General features: G+C 67.9%; 13 protein-coding genes. 6 read left to right on the top strand and 7 right to left on the bottom strand.

The genetic code is table 11. The features are described from left to right. Nucleotides 1-89: 89 nt before the first annotated feature. Entirely contained in the window at nucleotides 90-2,099 is a 2,010-nt protein-coding gene (locus tag U1H99_RS12780; RefSeq protein ID WP_323142132.1) for an aminotransferase class V-fold PLP-dependent enzyme, read from the bottom strand. Between the two features lie 152 nt (nucleotides 2,100-2,251). Between U1H99_RS12780 and U1H99_RS12785 the strand changes: the two genes are divergently transcribed. The 3 genes from U1H99_RS12785 to U1H99_RS12795 all read left to right on the top strand — a co-directional run bounded on the left by U1H99_RS12785 (nucleotide 2,252) and on the right by U1H99_RS12795 (nucleotide 5,830). Continuing rightward, nucleotides 2,252-2,737, top strand: a complete 486-nt coding sequence (locus U1H99_RS12785; RefSeq protein ID WP_323142133.1) for an Lrp/AsnC family transcriptional regulator — start codon at nucleotides 2,252-2,254, stop codon at nucleotides 2,735-2,737. A 67-nt stretch (nucleotides 2,738-2,804) separates the two neighbouring features. After that, nucleotides 2,805-3,935 carry a branched-chain amino acid ABC transporter substrate-binding protein gene (locus U1H99_RS12790; RefSeq protein ID WP_323142134.1) on the top strand — a complete coding sequence of 377 codons (1,131 nt, stop codon included), beginning with the start codon at nucleotides 2,805-2,807 and terminating at the stop codon, nucleotides 3,933-3,935. Nucleotides 3,936-4,015: 80 nt separating this feature from the next. Further along, nucleotides 4,016-5,830, top strand: coding sequence for a DUF885 domain-containing protein (locus tag U1H99_RS12795; protein ID WP_323142135.1), 1,815 nt, complete (start codon nucleotides 4,016-4,018; stop codon nucleotides 5,828-5,830). Between the two features lie 142 nt (nucleotides 5,831-5,972). Here the strand turns inward: U1H99_RS12795 and U1H99_RS12800 are convergent, their stop codons facing one another. From U1H99_RS12800 to U1H99_RS12820, 5 genes are all read right to left on the bottom strand, one after another. Further along, nucleotides 5,973-7,673 (bottom strand): PQQ-dependent sugar dehydrogenase, encoded by a 1,701-nt coding sequence (locus tag U1H99_RS12800; protein WP_323142136.1) that lies wholly within the window; start codon nucleotides 7,671-7,673, stop codon nucleotides 5,973-5,975. Between the two features lie 22 nt (nucleotides 7,674-7,695). Further along, the gene (locus U1H99_RS12805; protein WP_323142137.1) at nucleotides 7,696-9,384 is read right to left on the bottom strand and encodes a M14 family zinc carboxypeptidase; all 1,689 of its coding nucleotides are present in this window, start codon (nucleotides 9,382-9,384) and stop codon (nucleotides 7,696-7,698) included. A gap of 31 nt (nucleotides 9,385-9,415) precedes the next feature. Next, nucleotides 9,416-10,918, bottom strand: coding sequence for a sensor histidine kinase (locus U1H99_RS12810; protein ID WP_323142138.1), 1,503 nt, complete (start codon nucleotides 10,916-10,918; stop codon nucleotides 9,416-9,418). After that, nucleotides 10,915-11,877, bottom strand: coding sequence for a hypothetical protein (locus tag U1H99_RS12815; RefSeq protein WP_323142139.1), 963 nt, complete (start codon nucleotides 11,875-11,877; stop codon nucleotides 10,915-10,917). The genes U1H99_RS12810 and U1H99_RS12815 overlap by 4 nt, the downstream gene beginning before the upstream one ends. Nucleotides 11,878-11,991: 114 nt before the next feature. Next, a complete protein-coding gene (locus U1H99_RS12820) occupies nucleotides 11,992-12,642 on the bottom strand; it encodes a response regulator (protein ID WP_323142140.1) in 651 nt (216 codons plus the stop codon). Between the two features lie 221 nt (nucleotides 12,643-12,863). Here U1H99_RS12820 and U1H99_RS12825 point away from each other — a divergent pair, with 221 nt between their 5' ends. From U1H99_RS12825 to U1H99_RS12835, 3 genes are all read left to right on the top strand, one after another. Beyond that, nucleotides 12,864-13,544, top strand: coding sequence for an energy transducer TonB (locus U1H99_RS12825; RefSeq protein WP_323142141.1), 681 nt, complete (start codon nucleotides 12,864-12,866; stop codon nucleotides 13,542-13,544). Between the two features lie 95 nt (nucleotides 13,545-13,639). Then, nucleotides 13,640-15,970 (top strand): M28 family peptidase, encoded by a 2,331-nt coding sequence (locus U1H99_RS12830; protein ID WP_323142142.1) that lies wholly within the window; start codon nucleotides 13,640-13,642, stop codon nucleotides 15,968-15,970. Nucleotides 15,971-16,034: 64 nt separating this feature from the next. Continuing rightward, on the top strand, nucleotides 16,035-17,666 hold the full coding sequence (locus tag U1H99_RS12835) for a M28 family peptidase (protein ID WP_323142143.1): 1,632 nt from the start codon (nucleotides 16,035-16,037) through the stop codon (nucleotides 17,664-17,666). Nucleotides 17,667-17,788: 122 nt separating this feature from the next. On the opposite strand, the gene U1H99_RS12840 is transcribed toward U1H99_RS12835, so the two are convergent. Beyond that, nucleotides 17,789-19,372 carry a hybrid sensor histidine kinase/response regulator gene (locus tag U1H99_RS12840; protein WP_323142144.1) on the bottom strand — a complete coding sequence of 528 codons (1,584 nt, stop codon included), beginning with the start codon at nucleotides 19,370-19,372 and terminating at the stop codon, nucleotides 17,789-17,791. Between the last annotated feature and the right edge of the window lie 148 nt (nucleotides 19,373-19,520).

Consider the following 19,520-nt stretch of genomic DNA (forward strand, 5'->3'; position numbering starts at 1 on the left):
GACGCCATGCTAAGAGATCAGGTCGTCAGTGACAGTGCGTTAGCGTACGCTCGCCTTGCAAGCGGCGTACGTACGCGTTCTGCATGGGATCACTGCGCCAGCGCGATCCCGCCGGCGAGCGTCCAGGCCTGCGGGTGGCCGGCGCGGCGCAGGGCCAGCGCGGCGCGGGCGCTGCGGTTGCCGCTGCGGCATACGAACACCAGCGGCCGTTCGGGCGTGGCCAGCAGCTGCGCCAGATGCTCGGCCAGGCGCGACAGCGGCAGGTTGAGCGCGCTGCGGCCATGCAGGTGGCATGCGCCGGCGTCGGCTTCCGGCTGTTCGCGCACGTCGACCAGCAAGGCATCGGCGTGCGCTTGCAAAAAGGCCGCCAGGTCCGCCGACGCCAGGTGCGCCGCCGAGGCCTCGGTGGCGGCGACATCCAACGCGCGGAACGCCTGGCCATCGAGATCGACGCCATGGCACAGCAAGGCAGCGGGCCGCGCCAACTGTACGCCGTCGGCGTCGCCGGTAAAGGCGATGCCGCTCCCATCGGCCGCGTCCAGCAGGTAAGCCATGCGCGTGCCGCTCGACGCCAGGCGCGCCAGCACCCGGGCGCCGATCGCGATCGCGGCCGCGTCACCCGGCCAGCCCAGCGGCCCCGGATCGGCCGGCGCCTGTCCCAATGCCGCACGCAGGGCCGCCCGGGCCGCCGCGCCCTCAGGATCGGACCCGGTGCCCAGCACCGCCGCCACGCGCAGGCCGCGCGCGCCGACCAGGGCCGCGATGCGCGGCGCCAGCGCCAGCGGCGGGTCGATCGCCACGCCCACACCGGCGTCGAGGTCGAAGGCGATCCAGCCGTGGCGGCCTTCGGCGCTCACCTGCAGCAGGCCGTGCGCGGCGCCGCTCAGGGGCGACGGCGCCAGCAGCGGCGCGCGCAGCGCCTGGCCGCAGCGGCGGATGCGCGCGCAGGCTTCGTCGATGAAATCGTCGCCGTCGGTCGGCCCGAACGACAGGCGCACGGCGCCGCTGCTGCGCCACAACGGCAGACCCATCGCCGCCAGCACGTAGCTGGGCGCGGCCTTGGCCGCCGAGCAGGCCGACCCGGCGCTGACGCGCAGGCCGGCGGCATCGAACAGGTCGAGCAGGTCTTTCGACGCCAGGCCCGGCACCGCGAAGTTCAGCGTGGTCGGCAGCGCCTGCGCCAGCGGCGCGTTGAACACGATACCGGGAAAGGCGTCAGCCAGCGCCGCTGCCAGCCGGTCGCGCATGGCCGCCATCGCGGCATGGCTGCGGAAGGCCGTGCCCTGCTCCAGTTCGGCCAGCACCGCACCCAGCGCGGCGATGCCGGCCATGTTCTCGGTGCCGGAGCGCTGCCCGGCTTCCTGGCCGCCGCCGATCATCAGCGGCGTGTAGGGCGCGCCGTCGCGTACGTACAGCATGCCGATGCCCTTCGGCGCATACAGCTTGTGGCCGGAAAACGGCGCGTAGTCGATGCGGGTCGCGGCCAGGTCGAGCGGCAGCTTGCCGAGCGCCTGCACGCAGTCGACTATCCAGTAGGCGCGCGGCCCGTGCTCGCGCAGCGTGCACGCGATGCCGTCCAGGTCGGAGATCACGCCGGTCTCGTTGTTGGCCGCCATCGTGCACACCAGGGCCGCGCGCGGCGCCAGTTCGCGCAGGATGTCGAGGCGGTGGCGGCCGTCGGCATCGACCGGCAGCGCCTGCAGGGTCAAGCCGGTGCCGAGCAGGCGGTTCCAGTGCGCCAGGCTTTCCGACACGGCCTTGTGCTCGGTGGCGCCATACAGCAGCAGGTCGCCGCAGGTGTCGCCCGCGGCGCGGCGTTCGCGGATCGCGCACAGCGCCGACAGCACGGCGGTCTGGATGCCCTCGGTGGCGCCGCTGGTGAACAGCACCCTTCCTGGCCCTCCGCCCAGCACGCGGCGCGCCCGGGCGCGGGTGTCGTCGAGGATCTGTTTGGCGCGCAGTCCAGCCGCATGGCTGCTGCTGGGATTACCGAAGCGGCCACCCATGGCATCCAGCGCGGCCGCGATGGCGGCGGGCAGCACGGGCGAGGTGGCGTTGGCGTCGAGATAAAGTTCGTCAGCGTGGGAAAGGTGGCTCATGAAATAATTGCCAAAAGTCCAAAAAAAATTGTTCGCGAGTAGCGCCATATTGAGTAATATGTTACGGACTCATGAGGGGTAAGATGTACTAAAATCTCTTCTGTTTTGCCAGCCTCACAGAACATTTATTCTCATACCGGCAGGAAAATAAAATGAACTCACTCGACAAATACGATTGCGCCATCCTGGCGGCGCTGCAGGCGGATGCCACCCTGTCGATTTCCGGGCTGAGCGAGAAGGTCGGGCTATCCAGCACCCCCTGCTGGAAGCGGGTCAAGCGCCTCGAGGAAGAGGGGTATATCGAGAGCCGGGTCAGCATCGTCAACCGCAACAAGGTGGGCCTGCCGGTGACGGTGTTCGTCAGCGTGCGCACCGTCGAACACGACGAAAAATGGCTGGAGCGCTTCGCCGCGGCCGTGATGGCCCTGCCCGAAGTGCTCGAATTCCACCGCATGAGCGGCGACGTCGACTACCTGCTGAAGGTGGTCACCACCGACATCGGCGGCTACGACCGCTTTTATAAAAAGCTGATCAAGACCGCGCAGCTGTCCGGTGTCTCGTCGGCGTTCTCGATGGAGCAGATCAAGTACACCACCGCGCTGCCGCTCGACCTGATCTCGCACGGCCTGCCGGCCTGATGCCGCGGCCAGCGCGAATCGTGCGATGATGGCGCCCGTCGGAATCTAGAACGGAGATGCGTCAAGAATGAAAATCGCTTCACTCGCACTGGCCGCAACGCTGCTGGCCACTGCTTCCCACGGCGCCCTGGCACAGGACCAGCTGGTGCGCATCGGCCTCAGCGGCCCGCTCACCGGCGCCAACGCCTTTGCCGGCAAGGACAACGAAAACGGCGTGCGCCTGGCGCTCGAGGAACTCAATGCCCGGAGAATCAAGGCCGCGGGCAAGACCCTGCGTTTCGAACTGATGTCCGAGGATGACCAGGGCGACCCGAAATCCGGCGTCAACGTGGCCCAGAAGTTCGCCGACGCCGGCGTCAAGTTCGTGCTCGGCCCCTACAACTCGGGCGTGGCGATTCCAGCCTCGCGGGTCTACCACGATGCCGGCATCCTGATGTCGACCGTCGGCACCAGCCCCAAGATCACGCAGGCGCGCTATCCGAACGTGTTCCGCATCGTGGCCAGCGACACCCAGGTCGGCGCCTCGATGGCCTCGTATGCGGCCAAGGAGCTCAAGATCAGGACGGTCGGCGTGATCGACGACCGCACCGCCTTCGGTCAGGGCATCGCCGACGAATTCGCACGCCAGGCGCGCGCTTCCGGCCTTACCGTGGCCGGCCGCGAATTCACCAACGATAAGGCGAGCGACTTCGCCTCGATCCTGACCTCGTTCCGCACCAGGAAGGTCGACGCCATCTTCTTCGGCGGCTACGCCCCGCAGGGTGCGCCGATGGCACGCCAGATGAAGCAGCTCGGCATGGCGAACGTGCGCCTGCTCGGCGGCGACACCCTGTGCAGCCCCGAGATGGCCAAGCTGGGCGGCGACGCGGTCGGCGCCAACGTATTGTGCGCCCAGGCCGGCGCCATGCTCGACAAGCAGGCCGGCGGCCCGGCCTTCAAGACCCGCTACAAGGGGCGCTTCGGGCGCGAGCCGGACGTGTATGCGCCGGCCTTCTACGACCAGGCCATGTTCATCGCCAAGGCGATCCAGGATGCTAACAGCGTCGACGCCGGCGCGGTCGGCAAGGTGCTGCACAGCGCCAGCTACACGGGCGTGGCCGGCACCTACGGCTACGATGCCAACGGCAACCTGAAACAGACCGCGGTCACGGTCTACACCTTCAAGGGCGGCCAGTTGGCGCCGCTGGCCAATTACTGATTTCCCAGTAAAGACTGGGCGACGGGCGGCGCAAGGGTTATCCTTGTGCCGCCTTATTTTTTGCGGATACCTCCCCCATAATGAAACAGATCCTGAAGCTGGGCGCGATCGCAGCCGCCGCCCTGATCGCCTGCGCGCCCGCCGGCGCCGTCCAGACCACTGCCAAGCCGGTCAGCACTGCCGCCAACCCTGGCGTGAGCAACAACGCGAAGCAACTGGCCAGGCTGGGCGACGACTACTGGAACGCACAAGCGCGCTTCGATCCCGTCATGGCCGGCGAAGCGGGCGACCCGCGCTTCCCCGACCAGATCGGCATGTCGATCGCTCCCAAGAACCGCGCCCGCCAGTTCGCGCTGTACAAGGAGATGCTGAAGCGCCTGCACGCGATCCGCCGCGATGGACTGGCGCAGCGCGACCAGACCAGCTACGACATCCTCGACTTCGACCTGCGCACCACGCTGCGCATGGAAGCCTTCCCCGAGCACCTGCTGCCGCTGAACCAGATGGATGCGATGCCGGTGACGCTGGCGAACTACTCCAGCGGCCAGGGCGCGCAGCCGCTGGCGACCGTCAAGGATTACCAGGCCTACCTGAGCCGCCTGAACCAGCTCACGCCCTGGATCGACCAGGCCATCGCCAACATGCGCGAAGGGATGAAGCGCGGCATCGTGCTGCAGAAGGCGGTCATGGTCTCGGCCCTGCCGCAGTTCAAGCAGCTGGTCGCGGCCAAGGCCGAAGACAGCATTTATTATGCGCCGGTGAAGCATTTCCCGGCCACCTTCTCGGACGCCGACAAGAAGAAGCTGGTCGACGCCTACCGCGCCACCATCGACGGCAAGCTGAACGCGGCGCTGGCGCGCCTGTCGGCCTTCCTCGAGACCGAATACATGCCGGCCTGCCGCACCAGCACCGGCTGGAGCGCCCTGCCGCAGGGCATGGACTGGTACCTGGCACGCGTCGCCAGCCAGACCACCACCGACCTGCAACCGGAACAGATCCACCAGATGGGCCTGAAGGAAGTGGCGCGCATCCAGGGCGAATACGCGCGCATCGGCCCGCAGATGGGTTATACGGGCGCGCCCAGCGGCCTGCCGACCTGGGTCGGCGAACAGGCCAAGTACAAGCCGTTCAAGACCGAAGCCGAGATCATCGCCGTCTACCGTAAGCTGAACGCCACGCTGAACACCAAGCTGCCGGCGCTGTTCTCGCTGCGGCCGAAGACGCCGCTCGACATCCGACTGGAACCGGAACTGACGCGCGCCACCGCCTCCGACCACTACACCCCGCCGGCCACCGACGGTTCGCGTCCGGGCGTGTTCTGGTCGGTCGTGAACGACCCGACCCAGTACGGCGACACCGGCATGGTCACGCTGTTCCTGCACGAAGGCCAGCCCGGCCACCACTTCCACATCGCGCTGACCCAGGAGCTGGGCTTGCCGACCTTCCGCCAGTACTATTTTAATAATGCCTTTACGGAAGGCTGGGCGCTGTACGCCGAGACCCTCGGCAAGGAGATGGGCCTGTTCGACAAGCCGGAAGATTATTTCGGCCACCTGAACGACGAGATGCTGCGCGCGGTGCGCCTGGTGGTCGACACCGGCATGCATGCAAAGGGCTGGACCCGCGAGCAGTCGATCCAGTACATGCGCGACACCCTTGGCTATCCGGAATCGATCGCGCGCAGCGAGACCGAGCGCTACATGGCGTGGCCGGGCCAGGCGCTGGGCTACAAGATCGGTGCGCTGAAGATTCAGGAACTGCGTGCGCGCGCGCAGGCGGCGCTGGGCGACAAGTTCAGCCTGCCGCAATTCCACGCCATCGTGCTGGGGGAAGGTACGCTGCCGCTGGCGCTGCTGGAGAACAAGGTGGATCGGTGGATTGCTGAATCGAAGTAAACCGTTTGTAGTCGCCAACGCTTAAACGTCGTCCCCGCGGAGGCGGGGACCCAAGTTGCACGCATTTCGATAACGCATGCAGAACTTGGGTTCCCGCCTGCGCGGGAACGACGTGCATGTTGTATCGCTTAGAGAAGCACTATCACTTCTCCGGCGCCACGCGCCACACCAGCCCACCCGCGTCGTCCACCACCAGCAGCGCCCCATCCGCCGCCACGGTCACCGCCGCCGGCCGTCCCCACACATCACGGTCGCTCAGCACCATGCCGCTCATGAAGTCCTGGTACTGCCCGGTCGGCACGCCGTTCTTCATCATCACGCGAATCACCTTGTAGCCGGTGCGGATGCCGCGGTTCCACGAGCCGTGCAGGGCCAGGAAGATGTCGCCGTCGTACTCTTTCGGGAAGGCGTTTTTCGCGCCCGCCGGGGCGTGGTACACCACCATGCCCAGCGGCGCCGAGTGGGCCTGGATCAGGGTGTCGGGCACGATCGCCTTGCCTTTCAAATCGGGGCGGATGCCCTTCAGGCGCGGGTCTTCGTGGTCGCCCAGGTAGTACCACGGCCAGCCGTAGAAGCCGCCCTGCTTGACGCGCGTGACGTAATCCGGCGGCAGGTTGTCGCCCAGTTCGTCGCGCTCGTTCACGCTGCAGTACAAATCGCCCGTGTCCGGATGCACCAGCATGCCGACGCAGTTGCGCAGGCCGTTGGCGAAGTTGCGGCGGTTCTTGCCGTCGGGGTCGAAGGCCAGCACCGTGGCGCGGTCGGTCTCTTCGGCCCAGGCGCCGCCCAGGCCATGGCGCTTTTCCCATTCCGGCAAGGCGAGCGGCGGCTTGTTGCCGATGCCTGATGCGATGTTGGTGGCCGAGCCGACCGACACGAACAGGGTCTTGTCGTCCTTCGAGAATGCCAGCGTGCGCGTGGTGTGGCCGCCGGTGGTATCGCTCAGCTTGTCGACGATGGGTTCCGGCTCGCCCTTGGCCTTCAGGTCGCCCGCCGCATACGGAATGCGCACCACCGAGTTCACATTCGCCACGTACAGGTACTTCGGATTCGGGCCGGACGGCCACAGCGCCATGCCGTAGGGGCGCGACAGGCCGCTGGCGAACACGCTGCTGCTGTCGGCCTTGTCGCCGCCGCCCTTGGCGCGCAGGATCGTGATCTGGCCCTTGCCCGTGTCGGCCAGCAGGATGTCGCCGTTGGGTGCGCGCAGCGCCAGGCGCGCCTTGCCGGTATCAAGCGCGAAGGTCGTGACCTTGAAGCCTTTCGGCACCGCCGGCAGCGCGCCGTCCGGGCGGGCCGCCACTTTCGGGCCGTTGCCGGCGCTCTCGCTGGCGAAGGGCTGCACCAGGCTGGCGACGGCGATGTGGTGCAGGTCGCCCGGCTTGTCTTCGGTCCAGGCGCCGGCCTTGTCGCCGCCGGCCGCCTTCGGCGCGGCTGCCGTGGCGGCCGCGGCCACCTGGCCGCGTTGACCGGCCAGGTAATCGATCACGGCGGCGCGCTGTTTCGCGTCGGCGATCCCGATCGGCATCGCGGTGCCCGGCACGTCCTTGCTCGGGTCGCGCAGGAAGACGTCGAGTTCCTCCCGGGTCCAGGTCTTGCCGGCGGCGCCGGCCTTGGACAGCGCGTCGGTGTAGTTGAAGCCGGGAACGCCCGCCGCCTTGCGCCCGACCACGTTGAACAGGCCGGGGCCGGCGCGCGACCCCATGCTTGCATCGGCCGTGTGGCAGCTGGCGCAGTTGCGCTCGAAATAAGTCTGGCCGGCCGCGGGGGCGGCCGCGGCGGCGCCGGAAATGGCCAGCCAGCCGAAGGTGGCGGTCAGCGCCGCCGGAATCGTTTTATGCATGTCTCCTCTTTCCTCTACAAGATTAATCGATCATGAAGACCGGATAACGGCCCCACTCCGGCTCGCGCCAGCGCGCGCAGTTGGCAAAGATGAAGTCGAGCACCGCGCCCTGGTCCTGCAGCAGCGCCGGGTTGGCGGCCTTCCAGTCGGCGAACTTGGCCGCCAGCGCGGGTTCCTCGCGCAGCAGCCTTTCGGCTTCGTCCTCGAACACGTAATCCGAATACGCTTCCTTCTTTTCCAGCACGCTGTTGAAGAAGCCCCAGCGGAAGAAGCTGTCGTGGCCCAGCGGTTCCAGCATCTCGACCGCATAGCGCGCATTGTCCTGGTCGAGCCAGACGATGTGGTCGCCGGCGCGCAAGGTGACGCTGGCGCAGCCGCGTTCCAGCTGCACGTCGTCGTGGAACATGTGGCCTTCGTAGGCGTTCGGGCGCGAGGTCACCGACTTCACGTGGTAGCACGCCACTTCCTGCTCGCGCTCGGACTCGACGCGCTCCATGCGCACGCCGTTCCACTGCAGGCGCTCGATCACTTCGCGCCACTGCTGCGGCACCACGTAGGCGCGCGGCGCATAGACCACGATGTCGGCCGGGAAGCGGTTGTAGTACGGGATGTCCTTTTCGTAGGGCGCGCTGCGGTCGTACCACAGGCGCTGGTAGTCGCCCAGCAGGCTGGGTTTGTACTTTGCCTCGTAACCCTTGAAGCGGAAGCTCGACGGGTTGGAGGCGTCCATGTTCCAGTGGATCGGCCATTCGCGGCGGGTGCGGCCGGCATCCTTGGCGGCGCGGCGCAACGCGACGATCCGCTCGCCATGTGCCACCGTGAAGTCGAGCGCCGTCTCGACCAGCGCGCGCATCGAGTGGTAGCGGTCGGCGAAGGGCTTCAGCATGTGGGTCTCGGGCATGAAGCCGATCGTGTGGTGCAGGGCCGCGTAGCCGGTCGAGAAGCGCGCGGTTTCCAGGAACTCGGCGATGCCCTGGTCCGGGCTGTCCTTGACCGGGTTCACGTAGGGGCAGGTCGGCCAGCCGCGCCGGTCCATCTCGGCGTACATGTGCGGCAGCATGGTATCGCGCAGAAAATCGCCCAAATCGCCGCCCAGCTTGTCGGCCTGGGTGTGGATCAAGGTCATCGTATAGGCGTAGTCGGCGCCGTTGGAGGTATGGGTGTCGACCATCACGTCCGGGTCCCAGGCCGTGAAGAATTCGTTGAACACGCGCGCAGTGAGGGTGTCGCACTTGACGAAGTCGCGGTTCAGGTCGAGGTGGCGGCTGTTGCCGCGGAAGCCGAACTGCTCGGGGCCGTCCTGGTTCACGCGCGAGGTATTGTTACGGTTGAAGGCGCCGTCGACGTTGTACAGCGGGATGAAGATGAACACGGTCTTGCCCAGCGCGGCCAGGCGTTGCGGTTCCAGGCAGAAGTCGCGCACCAGCGCCATGCAGGCGTCGACGCCTTCCGGTTCGCCCGGGTGGATACCGTTATTGTTGAAGAACACCGGCCGGCCTTCGCGCTTGATCTCGCCGCAATTGAAGGCGCCGTCGCTGCTGACCACGCCGGCGTGGATCGGCACGCCCGCATCCGAGGTGCCGATGCGGGAAAAGCGCAGCACGCGCGGATGCTGGCGGGCCAGGTCTTCGTACCAGGCGATGCAGTCGGCCCAGGTGGTGGTCTGGTTCTGGTTGCCCTTCTCGAAAGGCGTCTTCAATGTATTGGACATGGTGTGTGCGGTGAGGGTGTTGCCAAGATCGCTAAGATACCTCAGAAGCATCCCCGAGTGGCAGCGCGATCGCCACCAGCGTGCCCTCGCCCGGGGTCGAACGCACCTGGATGCTGCCGCCGAGCGCGAACACGCGCTCGCGCATGCCGATGATGCCGATGCCTTCCGACGCCAGCGCCGGATCGAAGCCTTCGCCATCGTCCCGGACCTCGATCTGCAGCGCATCGCTGGCCTCGGACAGCACCAGGCTGACGCGCGCATAACCGGCGCCGGCATGCTTCATGATGTTCGACAGCGCTTCCTGCACGATGCGGTAGGCGGAAATCGCCAGTTCGTTGCCGATCTTCGAAAAATCGCCTTCGGTATGGAAATCGAACACCACGCCGGCGCTGCGGTAGTGATTTACCATTTCCTCGACCGCGCCGTGCAGGCCCAGCATGTCCAGCACTTCCGGCCGCAACCGGCGCACCAGGCGCCGGCCGTTGGCGTACAGGTCGAGCGCCAACTTGGTGATGGCCTGGGCCTTGGTGGCGATCTGCTCGACTTCCGGACCGGGAGGCGCCTTGTTGGCCAGCAGCTGGATGGTCTGCGATTCCAGGCGCACCGCGATCAGGGAGGCATTCAGTTCATCGTGGATCTCGATCGCGATCGACTTGCGCTCGTCCTCGATGATGCTGTTGACCTTCTGGATCAGCTTGCGTTTGTCGGCGTCGGCGCGCAGCGCTTCGTTGCGCGAGGCCAGCAGGTCGCGGGTGCGCTCGGCCACCCGGTTTTCCAGGTCCTGCCTGGCGTCGTCGAGCGCCACCGACATCTCGCCAATCGAGGACTGCAGTTCGCCGACCTCGCCGCCGGTCGTCACCGGCAGCTGCACGCGCACGTTGCCGCCGCGGATGCGGCGCAGCACCGCGATCGCTTCGCGCAGCGGCACCGTCAGGCTGCGCGCCAGGATGAAGGCCAGCGCGCCGCTGGCGATCAGGGCCAGCGCCGCCATCGCCAGCTCGATGCGGAAGCGCCGCACCTGCTTGTCCAGCATGTTGGTCGGCGACATCGTCACGCGCACGCGGCCGACCACTTCGCTGGTCATCGTCGGCGGGCGGGTGTCGCTGGAGGCCGAGACGTGCGGCGTGCCGTTGTCGGAGAACAGGTTGATCCACACCACCTGCTTGCGGATCGGCGCCTCGTACCAGCGCCCGCCGGGTTGCGGCAGGATCGGGTGCTCGGACACCACGCCGACCCGGTTGCGGCCGGCGGTGTCGACCACGTCGATGCGGTACACGCTGGTGTCCGACTGGACCAGGCCGTTGATGGTGAGGCGCAGGTCGGACAGGTTGCCGGAAATGACGTTGTACTCGCTGGTCTCGGCCAGCGCGCGCGCCAGGATGCGGCCGCGTTCGGCCAGTTCCTCGTCGACCTGGGCCCGGTGCGCGTACCAGGAGTAGCCGACGAAGGCCGAGAACAGCAGCGCCACCGGCAGCATGGTGATGAAAGCCATGCGCAGGCCGATGCTCCAGCCGCGCCAGAAGCGCAGTGTCATGGCGGCGGCGCCGGTGTCGCGCCAGGCGGGCGCCGTGCGAAGTGGCGCGCCGCGTCGTCCACGGTCACCTCGAGCGACTTCGCCACCCCCTCGTTGACGATGGTGCGGAAGTAACGCGGGAACTGCGGCGCCGGCAGCTGGCCGCCGGCGACGTAGGCGGCAGCGATCTCGGCGACCTGGGTGTTGATGTCCTCGACTTCGGAATAGGTCGTGCCCAGCGCGCCGGCCTTGACCATGTCGGCGGAAAAGCCGATCACGCCCTGCTTGTGGCGGTAGGTCGAGAGCAGGATGTTGCGGAAGTTATCGGCGTTGTAGATGGCGGCGTCGGGCAGCGCCAGCAGCACGTCGGTCTGGGCGATGCGGTTCAGCAGGTCGTTGATGTCGTCGCCGTTCTTGGCGCCGCTGTTGCCGCCGCTGTTGTCTCCCTGGCCGGCGTCCAGCACCGTGACCTTGTCGAACGCCAGCGCCGGCTTCAGGAAAGCGGTGTCGGCGCCCAGCAGCGCCGCCACCCGCACCGGGCGCCGGTACAGCAGCGCGGCCAGGCGCAGCTGGTCGGCGGGAGCCGGTTCGGCGTACACCGCCGTGATCGCCGCCGCCTGCGTCGGCGCCAGCCGGGCGGCGATGGCGCGGTAGACCTGGCTCGAGGTGAAGGCGGAGACGACCACGCAATCGCAGCGGCGCGCCGCCACGTCGCGCAGCGCGCTGGGGCCGATGGCGACATACAGGGTGCGACGGCGCTGGGCCAGTTCGGTGCGGAACTTGCCGAAGATCGGGACCAGGCGCTTGACCAGGTCTTCGGCGATGCGGCGGGTGATGGCGCTGTCGTCGGCGGCGACGATCTGGAAGCCGTAGTCGTGGACGGGGTCGGGTTTGGCGGCGTTTGCCGTCAGGGCGACAAGGAGGCTGCAGGTGAGCGCGGCGAACTTGGGTCCCTGCCTTCGCAGGGACGACGTTCTCACGTCGCTGGTCGATAATACATTTTTGGCCCGGAAACCATGCACGTCGTCCCTGCGAAGGCAGGGACCCAAGTTTCTAAGCCGAAGCCAGCACCCCAAGAGCCGCCCCACACCCGGTCAGGGCTCGATCAACCCATGCTTCACCGCCAGCTTGGTGATGTAAGCCGGGCGATGCACCCCCAGCTTCTCCTTCACCGACTGGCTGATATTGCTGATCGTCTTGCTCGACAAATTCAGCCGCTCCGCGATCTCGTTGTTGGTCAGCCCTTCCGCCATCAGCCGGAAGATTTCCAGGCTGCGTTCGTCCAGCTGCGATTGCGGCGACACGTCGCCGCGCACCGCGATGCTGGCCAGGCGTTCGGCGATCTGCGGCGGGAAGTACAGCTTGCCGCCATGCGCGTGGCGCACCGCGTCGGCCAGGTCGGCCGGATCGCAATCCTTGGTGACGAAGGCGTGGGCGCCGAGGCGGTAGGTTTCCTTGATCAGGCTATCCTGGTCGAACTGGCTGAGGAAGACGACCTTCGCCTGCGGATCGGCCTTCAGGATGTTTTGGGCCGCGTCCATGCCGGTCAGCTCGGTGCCGAAGCGGATGTCGAGCACCGCCACGTCGGGCTTCTGTTCGGCGTACATGGCCACCGCCTCGCTCGGCGTCTTGGCCTGCCCCACGACTTCCATGCCCTGGGCCGCCAGCGACATGGCGAAACCGGTCATCACGATCGGGTGGTCGTCCGCCAGCATCACGCGGATCGGCTTCTGGTCTTTCTGCACTTTACATTCTCCGGGCATTCATCGACATCGGCTTGCCAATCTCTGGCACCTGCATCTACCACGGCATCGAAGCCGCAGCAGGGCTTCTATGATTATTCCATACAAAGTCCGCAGAAGCGATCTGACAATTTATGGAATTGAATACTGCTATTAAATACTTTTGCAAATTGCGTGTACCTAGCATATAGTAATTCCATCACCTACCAATGAGGAGGATGGCCATGCAGTTTTCTCACACCAACGAGGGTGGCAACAAGGCCGGCAAGTTCCTGCTGGTCGCCGGGCTGCATGTCGCCATCGGCGCGCTGTTCATCCACGCCATGAACAGCCGCCACATATCCCTGTCGCGGATCAACGAGCAGGTGCTGGTCATGCTCGATCCGCAGCGCGTCGAGCCGCCGCCGCCCCAGCCGCCGCTGCCGATGCCGCCGCAATTGCTGCCGAAGATCGTGCCGCCCACGCTGGTGGTGCCGGAACCCGACGTGTCCGTGTCACCGCCGCCGGATGCGGCGCCGGTGCATGCCACCACCACGCCCGACCCCGCGCCGGCGACGGCCGGACCGGCGCACGCGGCGCCGGATACAGCGCCGGCCGGGTCGCAGACCAAGGCCGCTGCCAGCCAGGTACGCACGGCAGTGCTGGCCGACCCGAACGCCTGCACCCTGCCCGACTACCCGGTGCGCGCCGCCCGCGAAGGCATCAGCGGCACCACCCTGCTGGCGCTGCTGGTCGGCACCGACGGCCGCGTGACCTCGTCGCGCATCGAGCGCTCCAGCGGCTCGCGCGACCTCGACCGCGCCGCCGTGAACGCCCTCAGCCTGTGCCGCTTCAAGCCGGCTTCGAACAACGGCGTGGCGGAAGCCGGCTGGGCGCAGCTGGCCTATGTCTGGACCCTCGACTAGCACGCGCGGCCGCCTCACCGAAGGTCATCGAACCCGTTTTTGCCCGCCCTACCCCCCTCGGACCGGCGGGCTTTTTTTATGCCAAGGGAACCAGCATGCGCCACGATCCAACCCTGCCCGGCATGCCCGGCGTGAATCCTGCCGCCGTGGCGCTGTCGCTGGCGGTGCTCGCCGTCCTGATCGGCTGGCTGTCGCTGCGTCCCCATGCGGTCCCGGCGCCCGCCGCGGCCCCTGCATCCGGCTTCGTGGCGGCGCGCGCGCTGGCTCACGTGAACGCGCTGGCGCAGGCGCCGCGGCCGGCCGGCAGCCGCGCCAATGCCGCCGCGCGCGACTACATCGCCGCCCAGGTACGCAGCCTGGGCCTGGAACCCGCGATCCAGACCGAGACCGTGCAGACGACGGCGGAAGGCCCGATGCGCACCGTGCGCGTGACGCTGGCGACGGTGCACAACATCGTCGTACGCAAGCCGGGCCGCGCATCCAAAGGCCATGCAGCGGCCGCCGGCGACGCCCCGGCCATCATGGCCAGCGCCCACTACGATTCCGGCGCAGGCACGCTGGGCGCGGCCGACGGCGCCATGTCCGCCGCGGCGCTGCTGGAAGCGCTGCGCGTGCTGCAGGCCGGGCCGCCGCTCGACAACGACGTGCTGTTCGTATTCACCGACGCCGACAGCGGCGAAGCGCTCGGCACGCGCGCCTTCCTGGCCTCGCATCCGTGGGCACGCCGCGTACGCCTGCTGCTGCGCTTCGATAACCCGGGCAACCGCGGACCGCTGGCGCTGGTCGATGCCGCGCACGCGGACGGCATCGCCCTGGCCGCCTTTGCGCGCGCAGCACCGGCGCCACACGGGAATTCGTTCATGGCCGAGCTGTATGCCGATATCCGGCCGCGCAACACCGATGGACTGCTGCATGCGAACAGCGCTTCCGTGCTGCAGTTCGCGACCGGCGGCGGCACCCTCGGACGCGGCGCCGTCCACGACATCCCGCAGCGCCTGTCCGGCGCCAGCCTGCAGCACGAGGGTGACACCATGCTGGCCCTGCTGCGCGAGGCCGGCAACGGGCCGCTGCCGGCACCGGGCGCGCGCGGCCAGGTGTTCTTTACGGTACCTGGCCTGGGCATCGTGCATTACCCGTATGCGCTGGTCTGGCCCCTGACCGTGCTTGCGTGCGTGCTGAGCGTGCTGGTGTGCCGCAGCGCGATGCGCCGCGCCCACGTCGCCGGCACCGACATCATCCACGCCGGATTCAACTTCCTGTTCATGGGCTGCCTGGTCACCTTTATCGTCCACCTCGGCCACGGCGCGCTGCCGGGCCTGGACTGGCGCTGGGACGCCGCCGTGCTGGCCGACGACGAGGGCATCCGCTGGCAGGTGCTGGCCTTTGCCCTGCTGCTGGCGGCCGGCTTCATCGTGTTGCAGCGCAGGCTGCAGGCCCGGCTCGGCGCCCTGTGCATGCTGCTGGGCGTACTCTGCGTCGCCACGCTGGCGCTGGTGGCCGTGAGCTGGGGCGCGCCCGGCGCCAGCTACCTGCTGGCGTGGCCGCTGCTGGCGGCGCAAGTGGCCTTGCTGATGCTGCTGTCGCAGCGCTTTGCCGGCCACAGGATTGCGCTGCCGGCGCTGGCGGCGCTGCCGGCCGCGGTGCTGATCGTGCCGGCCCTGCGCGACAGCCTGGCGCTGGTGTCGCCCACCTGGCTGGTGCTGCCGGCGGCGCTGGCCTTTACCCTGCTCGGGCTGTGCGGCCTGCTGCTGCACGAGACCGGCGCGCGCTTCGTCGTGCGTCCGCTGCTGCTGGCCGCCGCGGCCTCGGTCGTCCTCGCCTACCTGGCCACGCCGCGCGTGCCGGAGCTGCCGGCGCCGAACCAGCTGGTGTATTTCAAGGACACCCCGAGCTGGCGCGCGTTCTGGCTGTATCCGCCGGTGCCGCTCGATCCCTGGACCCGCAGCGTGTTCCCGAACACCCTGCATCCTTACCAGCTGCCCTACCTGTTCGGTCCCAGCGGCCGCCCGGTCTGGTATGCGGCGGCGCCGCGCAACGACACCATCGCCTATCCCCACCTGCTCATCGAAAAGCTCGAATGGCGCGGCGACACCAAGCACGTGGAATTCTTGCTGCGCTCGAAGAACCGCGCGCCGCATATCGCGCTGCGCATCGATGGCGCCGGGCCGAAGCAGGCCAGCCTGAATGGCCGCGTGCTGACCGGTACTCCCTACCGCGGCTGGCGCATCGACCTGTACGGCATGGAAGACCAGGACCTGCGCTTCGCCTTCGATTTCTACGGCGATCCCGCGTTCACGGTCTTCGTCCAGGAATACCTGCCGGGGGTACCGGAGCGCGACCTGCCGCCGCGTCCCGCCGCCATGCGCCCGGCGCTGCTGCCGCTCACCGGCACCACCATATCCGCCGACATCCTGCGCATCGAGTGATTTTGAAGGGAAGCGCATGCAATACAATGCATGCGCCTTTCACTCATTCACGCGTCAGGATTCCATGCACAAGATCGTTCGCACCGCCGTCGCCGCCAGCCTTGCGCTGGCTTTCGCCGCCCACGCAATTGGCGCCCCCGCCAATCCGGCCGGCGTCGTCCAGGAGGCGCCGCTGCGCGCTCACCTGGCCACCCTGTCGTCCGATGCCTTCGAAGGCCGCGGCACCGGCCAGCGCGGTGGCGAGCTGACCGTCGTCTATCTCGAGAACCAGGCACTGGCCGCCGGCCTGCAGCCGGCCAACGGCAGCAGCTACCGCCAGAGCGTCAAGATCGCCGGCGTCAAGGCGCAGCCGCAGGACAGCTCGGTGGCCCTGGCCGCCGGCGGCAAGCCGCTGCCGTTAGCCTTCGCCAAGGACTGGGTGTGGGCGCCCGGCGATGCCAAACCGGTGCACGCGATGGATGCGGAACTGGTCTTCGTCGGCTACGGTATCCAGGCGCCGGAAGAAGGCGGCTGGGACGACTACAAGGGCCTCGACGTGAAGGGCAAGCTGCTGGTCATGCTGGTCAACGACCCGGCGCCGACCGCGGCGGAGCCGAACCGCTTCAACGGCCGCGGCCTCACCTATTATGGCCGCTGGACCTACAAATTCGAGGAAGCCGCGCGCCACGGCGCCGCCGGCGTGCTCCTCATCCACACCGATGCCTCGGCCTCCTATGGCTGGAGCGTGGTGCAGAACAGCTGGACCGCCGAGCGCTTCCAGCTGGCCGACGCCGACCTCGGCACCGGCATGCAGGGCTGGATGACCGAAGCGGCCGCGCGCAGCCTGTTCGCCGCCGCCGGCCAGGACCTCGACAAGCTGCGCACCGCGGCCGAAGACAAGTCGTTCAAGCCGGTGGTGCTGAACGCGCGCGTACAGGGCGAAACCAAAGCGGCCGTGCGCACGCTCGAACAATTCAACGTGGCCGGCATCGTGCCCGGTACCGACCCGAAGCTGAAGGACGAAGTCGTCATCTACAGCGCGCATTGGGACCACCTGGGCAAGCAAGGCGACAGCGGCACGGATGGCAACGACAACATCTTCAACGGCGCGGTCGACAACGCCTCGGGCAGCGCCGGCCTGCTGGCGATGGCCCAGCAGGCGGTGCTGCATCCGGCCAGGCGCAGCCAGATGTTCCTGTGGGTCGCGGCCGAAGAGCAAGGCCTGCTCGGCAGCGCCGCCTACGCCGCGCGCCCGCTGTGGCCCCTCAACAAGACGGCGGCCGCGCTCAACCTGGACAGCCTGAACTTCGTCGCCGCCGCCACCGACATCGGCGTGCAGGGCAGCGAACGCAGCGACCTGGGCGCGATGGCCGCCACCACCGCCAAGGCGATGCGCCTGAGCGTGGCGCCGGCGCGCCCTGACCTCGGCGGCGGCTACTTCCGCAGCGACCACTTCAGCTTCGCCAAGGCCGGCGTGCCGGCGTTCTCGATCGAGGGCGGCCACACCTGGGTCAAGGACAAGGAAGCGAACGATGCCAAGCGCAAGGCCTACGGCCCGCGCTACCACCAGGTCGGCGACGAATACGATCCGCACTGGGATTTGTTGGGGATGGTGCAGCAGGCGCAGTTCACGCTGAACCTGGGGCGGATGATCGCGGATGCGCCCAAGATGCCAGGGTGGAAGGCTGGGGATCAGTTTGGGAAGGTGAAGCGGTAAACCACAAACCGTAACACCAGCCCGCTACCTTTTCACGTCGCCCCTGCGAAGGCAGGGGCCCAATTTGCCAGCATCGACGATACGCGTAAAGCTTGGGCCCCTGCTTCCGCAGGGGCGACGGATCAGGCGACGCTGGCCAGTATCTGCGTCAACTTCCCGATCTCCACCGGCTTCACCAGGTGGTAATCAAAACCCGCCTGCTGCGACAGCTCGCGGTCGCGCTGCTGGCCGTAGCCGGTCAGCGCCACGAACACCGCCTTTTCGTGCGCAGGCTTGCGGCGCAAGCGGCGCGCCAGTTCGTAGCCGGTCATGTCGGGCAGGCCGATGTCGAGGATGAAGACCTGGGTGGCGGCGTCGGCCCCGTCCAGCGTCGACCCGGCATCCTCGTGCACCTGCACCACGTGCCCATGGGCGCGCAGCAGCACGGCGAGCGACTGGCCGGCATCCAGGTTGTCGTCGACGATGGTGACGTTCAGCGGGCGCGTCTCGCTGCTGCCCTCGCCCGAGCGGATCACCTGGCCGACTTCGGCGTCCGCCAGCGGCAGCGTCACCGTCATGGTGGTGCCCCGCTGCGGGCCGTCGCTGTAGGCCGCGACCTGGCCGTTGTGCATGCGCACGATGCTTTTCACCAGCGCCAGCCCGATCCCGAGGCCGCCCTGCGAGCGGTCCGGCGTGCGGTCGGCCTGGGTGAACAGGTCGAACACGTGCGGCAGCAGGCCGGCGTCGATACCGCTGCCGTTGTCGCGCACCGCCGCCGTGGCCGCCCCGCCCGTGGCATCGGCCGCCACGCTCACCGTCAGCCCGATGCGGCCGCCCGGCGGCGTGTACTTGGCCGAATTGTTGAGCAGGTTGACCAGCACCTGGATCAGGCGCGTGCGGTCGCCCTCGACCGGCACCGCCTGCGGCGGCAGGTCCACGCTCAGGGTGTGGCCGCGCTCCTCGATGTGGGGCCGCGCCTGCTCCACCGCGGCAATCGCGACCTTGTTCAGGTCGAGCACCTCGTTTTCCAATTTGACCAGCCCGCGCGTGACGCGCGAGACGTCGAGCAGGTCGTCCACCAGTTCCGTCATGTGGCGCACCTGGCGCGAGATGATGTTGCTGGCCTTCAGGCGCAGGCCTTCGCTGACTTCCGGCAGGCGCAGCAGCTGGGCCGCGCTGGTGATCGGCGCCAGCGGATTGCGCAGCTCGTGCGCCAGCATCGCCAGGAACTCGTCCTTCATCTTGTTGTGGCGCTCGGCCTCGGCGCGGGCGGCGCGCTCGCTGCTCAGGATGCGTTCGCGCTCCTGGGCGGTATCGACGAAGGTCACCAACACGCCCTGCGGCACGCCGGCGTCGTTGTAGACCGGGCTGTAGATGTCGTCGAAGCGGCAGGTTTCGATGTAGCCGGCGCGGTCGATGTCGAGCACCAGGCCGTCGCCTTCGGCCGGCGCGCCGCGCGTTACGCACGCCACGATCCGGTCGATGTCGGGCACCAGCGCGCGCCAGCTGTCGCGCGCGTCGCTGCCGAGCGGACGCGGATGGCGGTCCGCCATCAGCGGCAGGCAGGCGTCGTTGAAGAATTGGGTGCAGCCGGCGCCCCAGGCCAGCGCCATCGGCAGCGGAGAATCGAGCAGCGCGCGCACCGCCAGTTTCAGGGCGAGCGGCCACTGCGCCACGGATCCGGCCCCGGTCGACTCCCACGGATGGGACCGCATCTGCAGTTCCATGTGGCTCACCGACCGCGCCAAGGCGGGCGCGGGCGCAGCGGGATCAAAGGGCCAGGGCATGTCGTTCCATTCAGGGTTTGAGCGGGCTTGAGGCTCAACTATTAATGATATCAGGCATCATCAATAGAAAACATGCATATGTTAAATG

Source organism: Massilia phyllosphaerae (genome assembly GCF_034659755.1).
In the GTDB taxonomy this organism is placed as follows: domain Bacteria; phylum Pseudomonadota; class Gammaproteobacteria; order Burkholderiales; family Burkholderiaceae_D; genus Telluria; species Telluria phyllosphaerae.

Coding starts and splice junctions, on each gene's coding strand:
- U1H99_RS12780 (WP_323142132.1), bottom strand. CDS start 2,099: ATGAGCCACCTTTCCCACGCTGACGAACTTTATCTCGACGCCAACGCC.
- U1H99_RS12785 (WP_323142133.1), top strand. CDS start 2,252: ATGAACTCACTCGACAAATACGATTGCGCCATCCTGGCGGCGCTGCAG.
- U1H99_RS12795 (WP_323142135.1), top strand. CDS start 4,016: ATGAAACAGATCCTGAAGCTGGGCGCGATCGCAGCCGCCGCCCTGATC.
- U1H99_RS12835 (WP_323142143.1), top strand. CDS start 16,035: ATGCACAAGATCGTTCGCACCGCCGTCGCCGCCAGCCTTGCGCTGGCT.
- U1H99_RS12830 (WP_323142142.1), top strand. CDS start 13,640: ATGCGCCACGATCCAACCCTGCCCGGCATGCCCGGCGTGAATCCTGCC.
- U1H99_RS12825 (WP_323142141.1), top strand. CDS start 12,864: ATGCAGTTTTCTCACACCAACGAGGGTGGCAACAAGGCCGGCAAGTTC.
- U1H99_RS12790 (WP_323142134.1), top strand. CDS start 2,805: ATGAAAATCGCTTCACTCGCACTGGCCGCAACGCTGCTGGCCACTGCT.
- U1H99_RS12840 (WP_323142144.1), bottom strand. CDS start 19,372: ATGGAACTGCAGATGCGGTCCCATCCGTGGGAGTCGACCGGGGCCGGA.
- U1H99_RS12805 (WP_323142137.1), bottom strand. CDS start 9,384: ATGTCCAATACATTGAAGACGCCTTTCGAGAAGGGCAACCAGAACCAG.
- U1H99_RS12800 (WP_323142136.1), bottom strand. CDS start 7,673: ATGCATAAAACGATTCCGGCGGCGCTGACCGCCACCTTCGGCTGGCTG.
- U1H99_RS12810 (WP_323142138.1), bottom strand. CDS start 10,918: ATGACACTGCGCTTCTGGCGCGGCTGGAGCATCGGCCTGCGCATGGCT.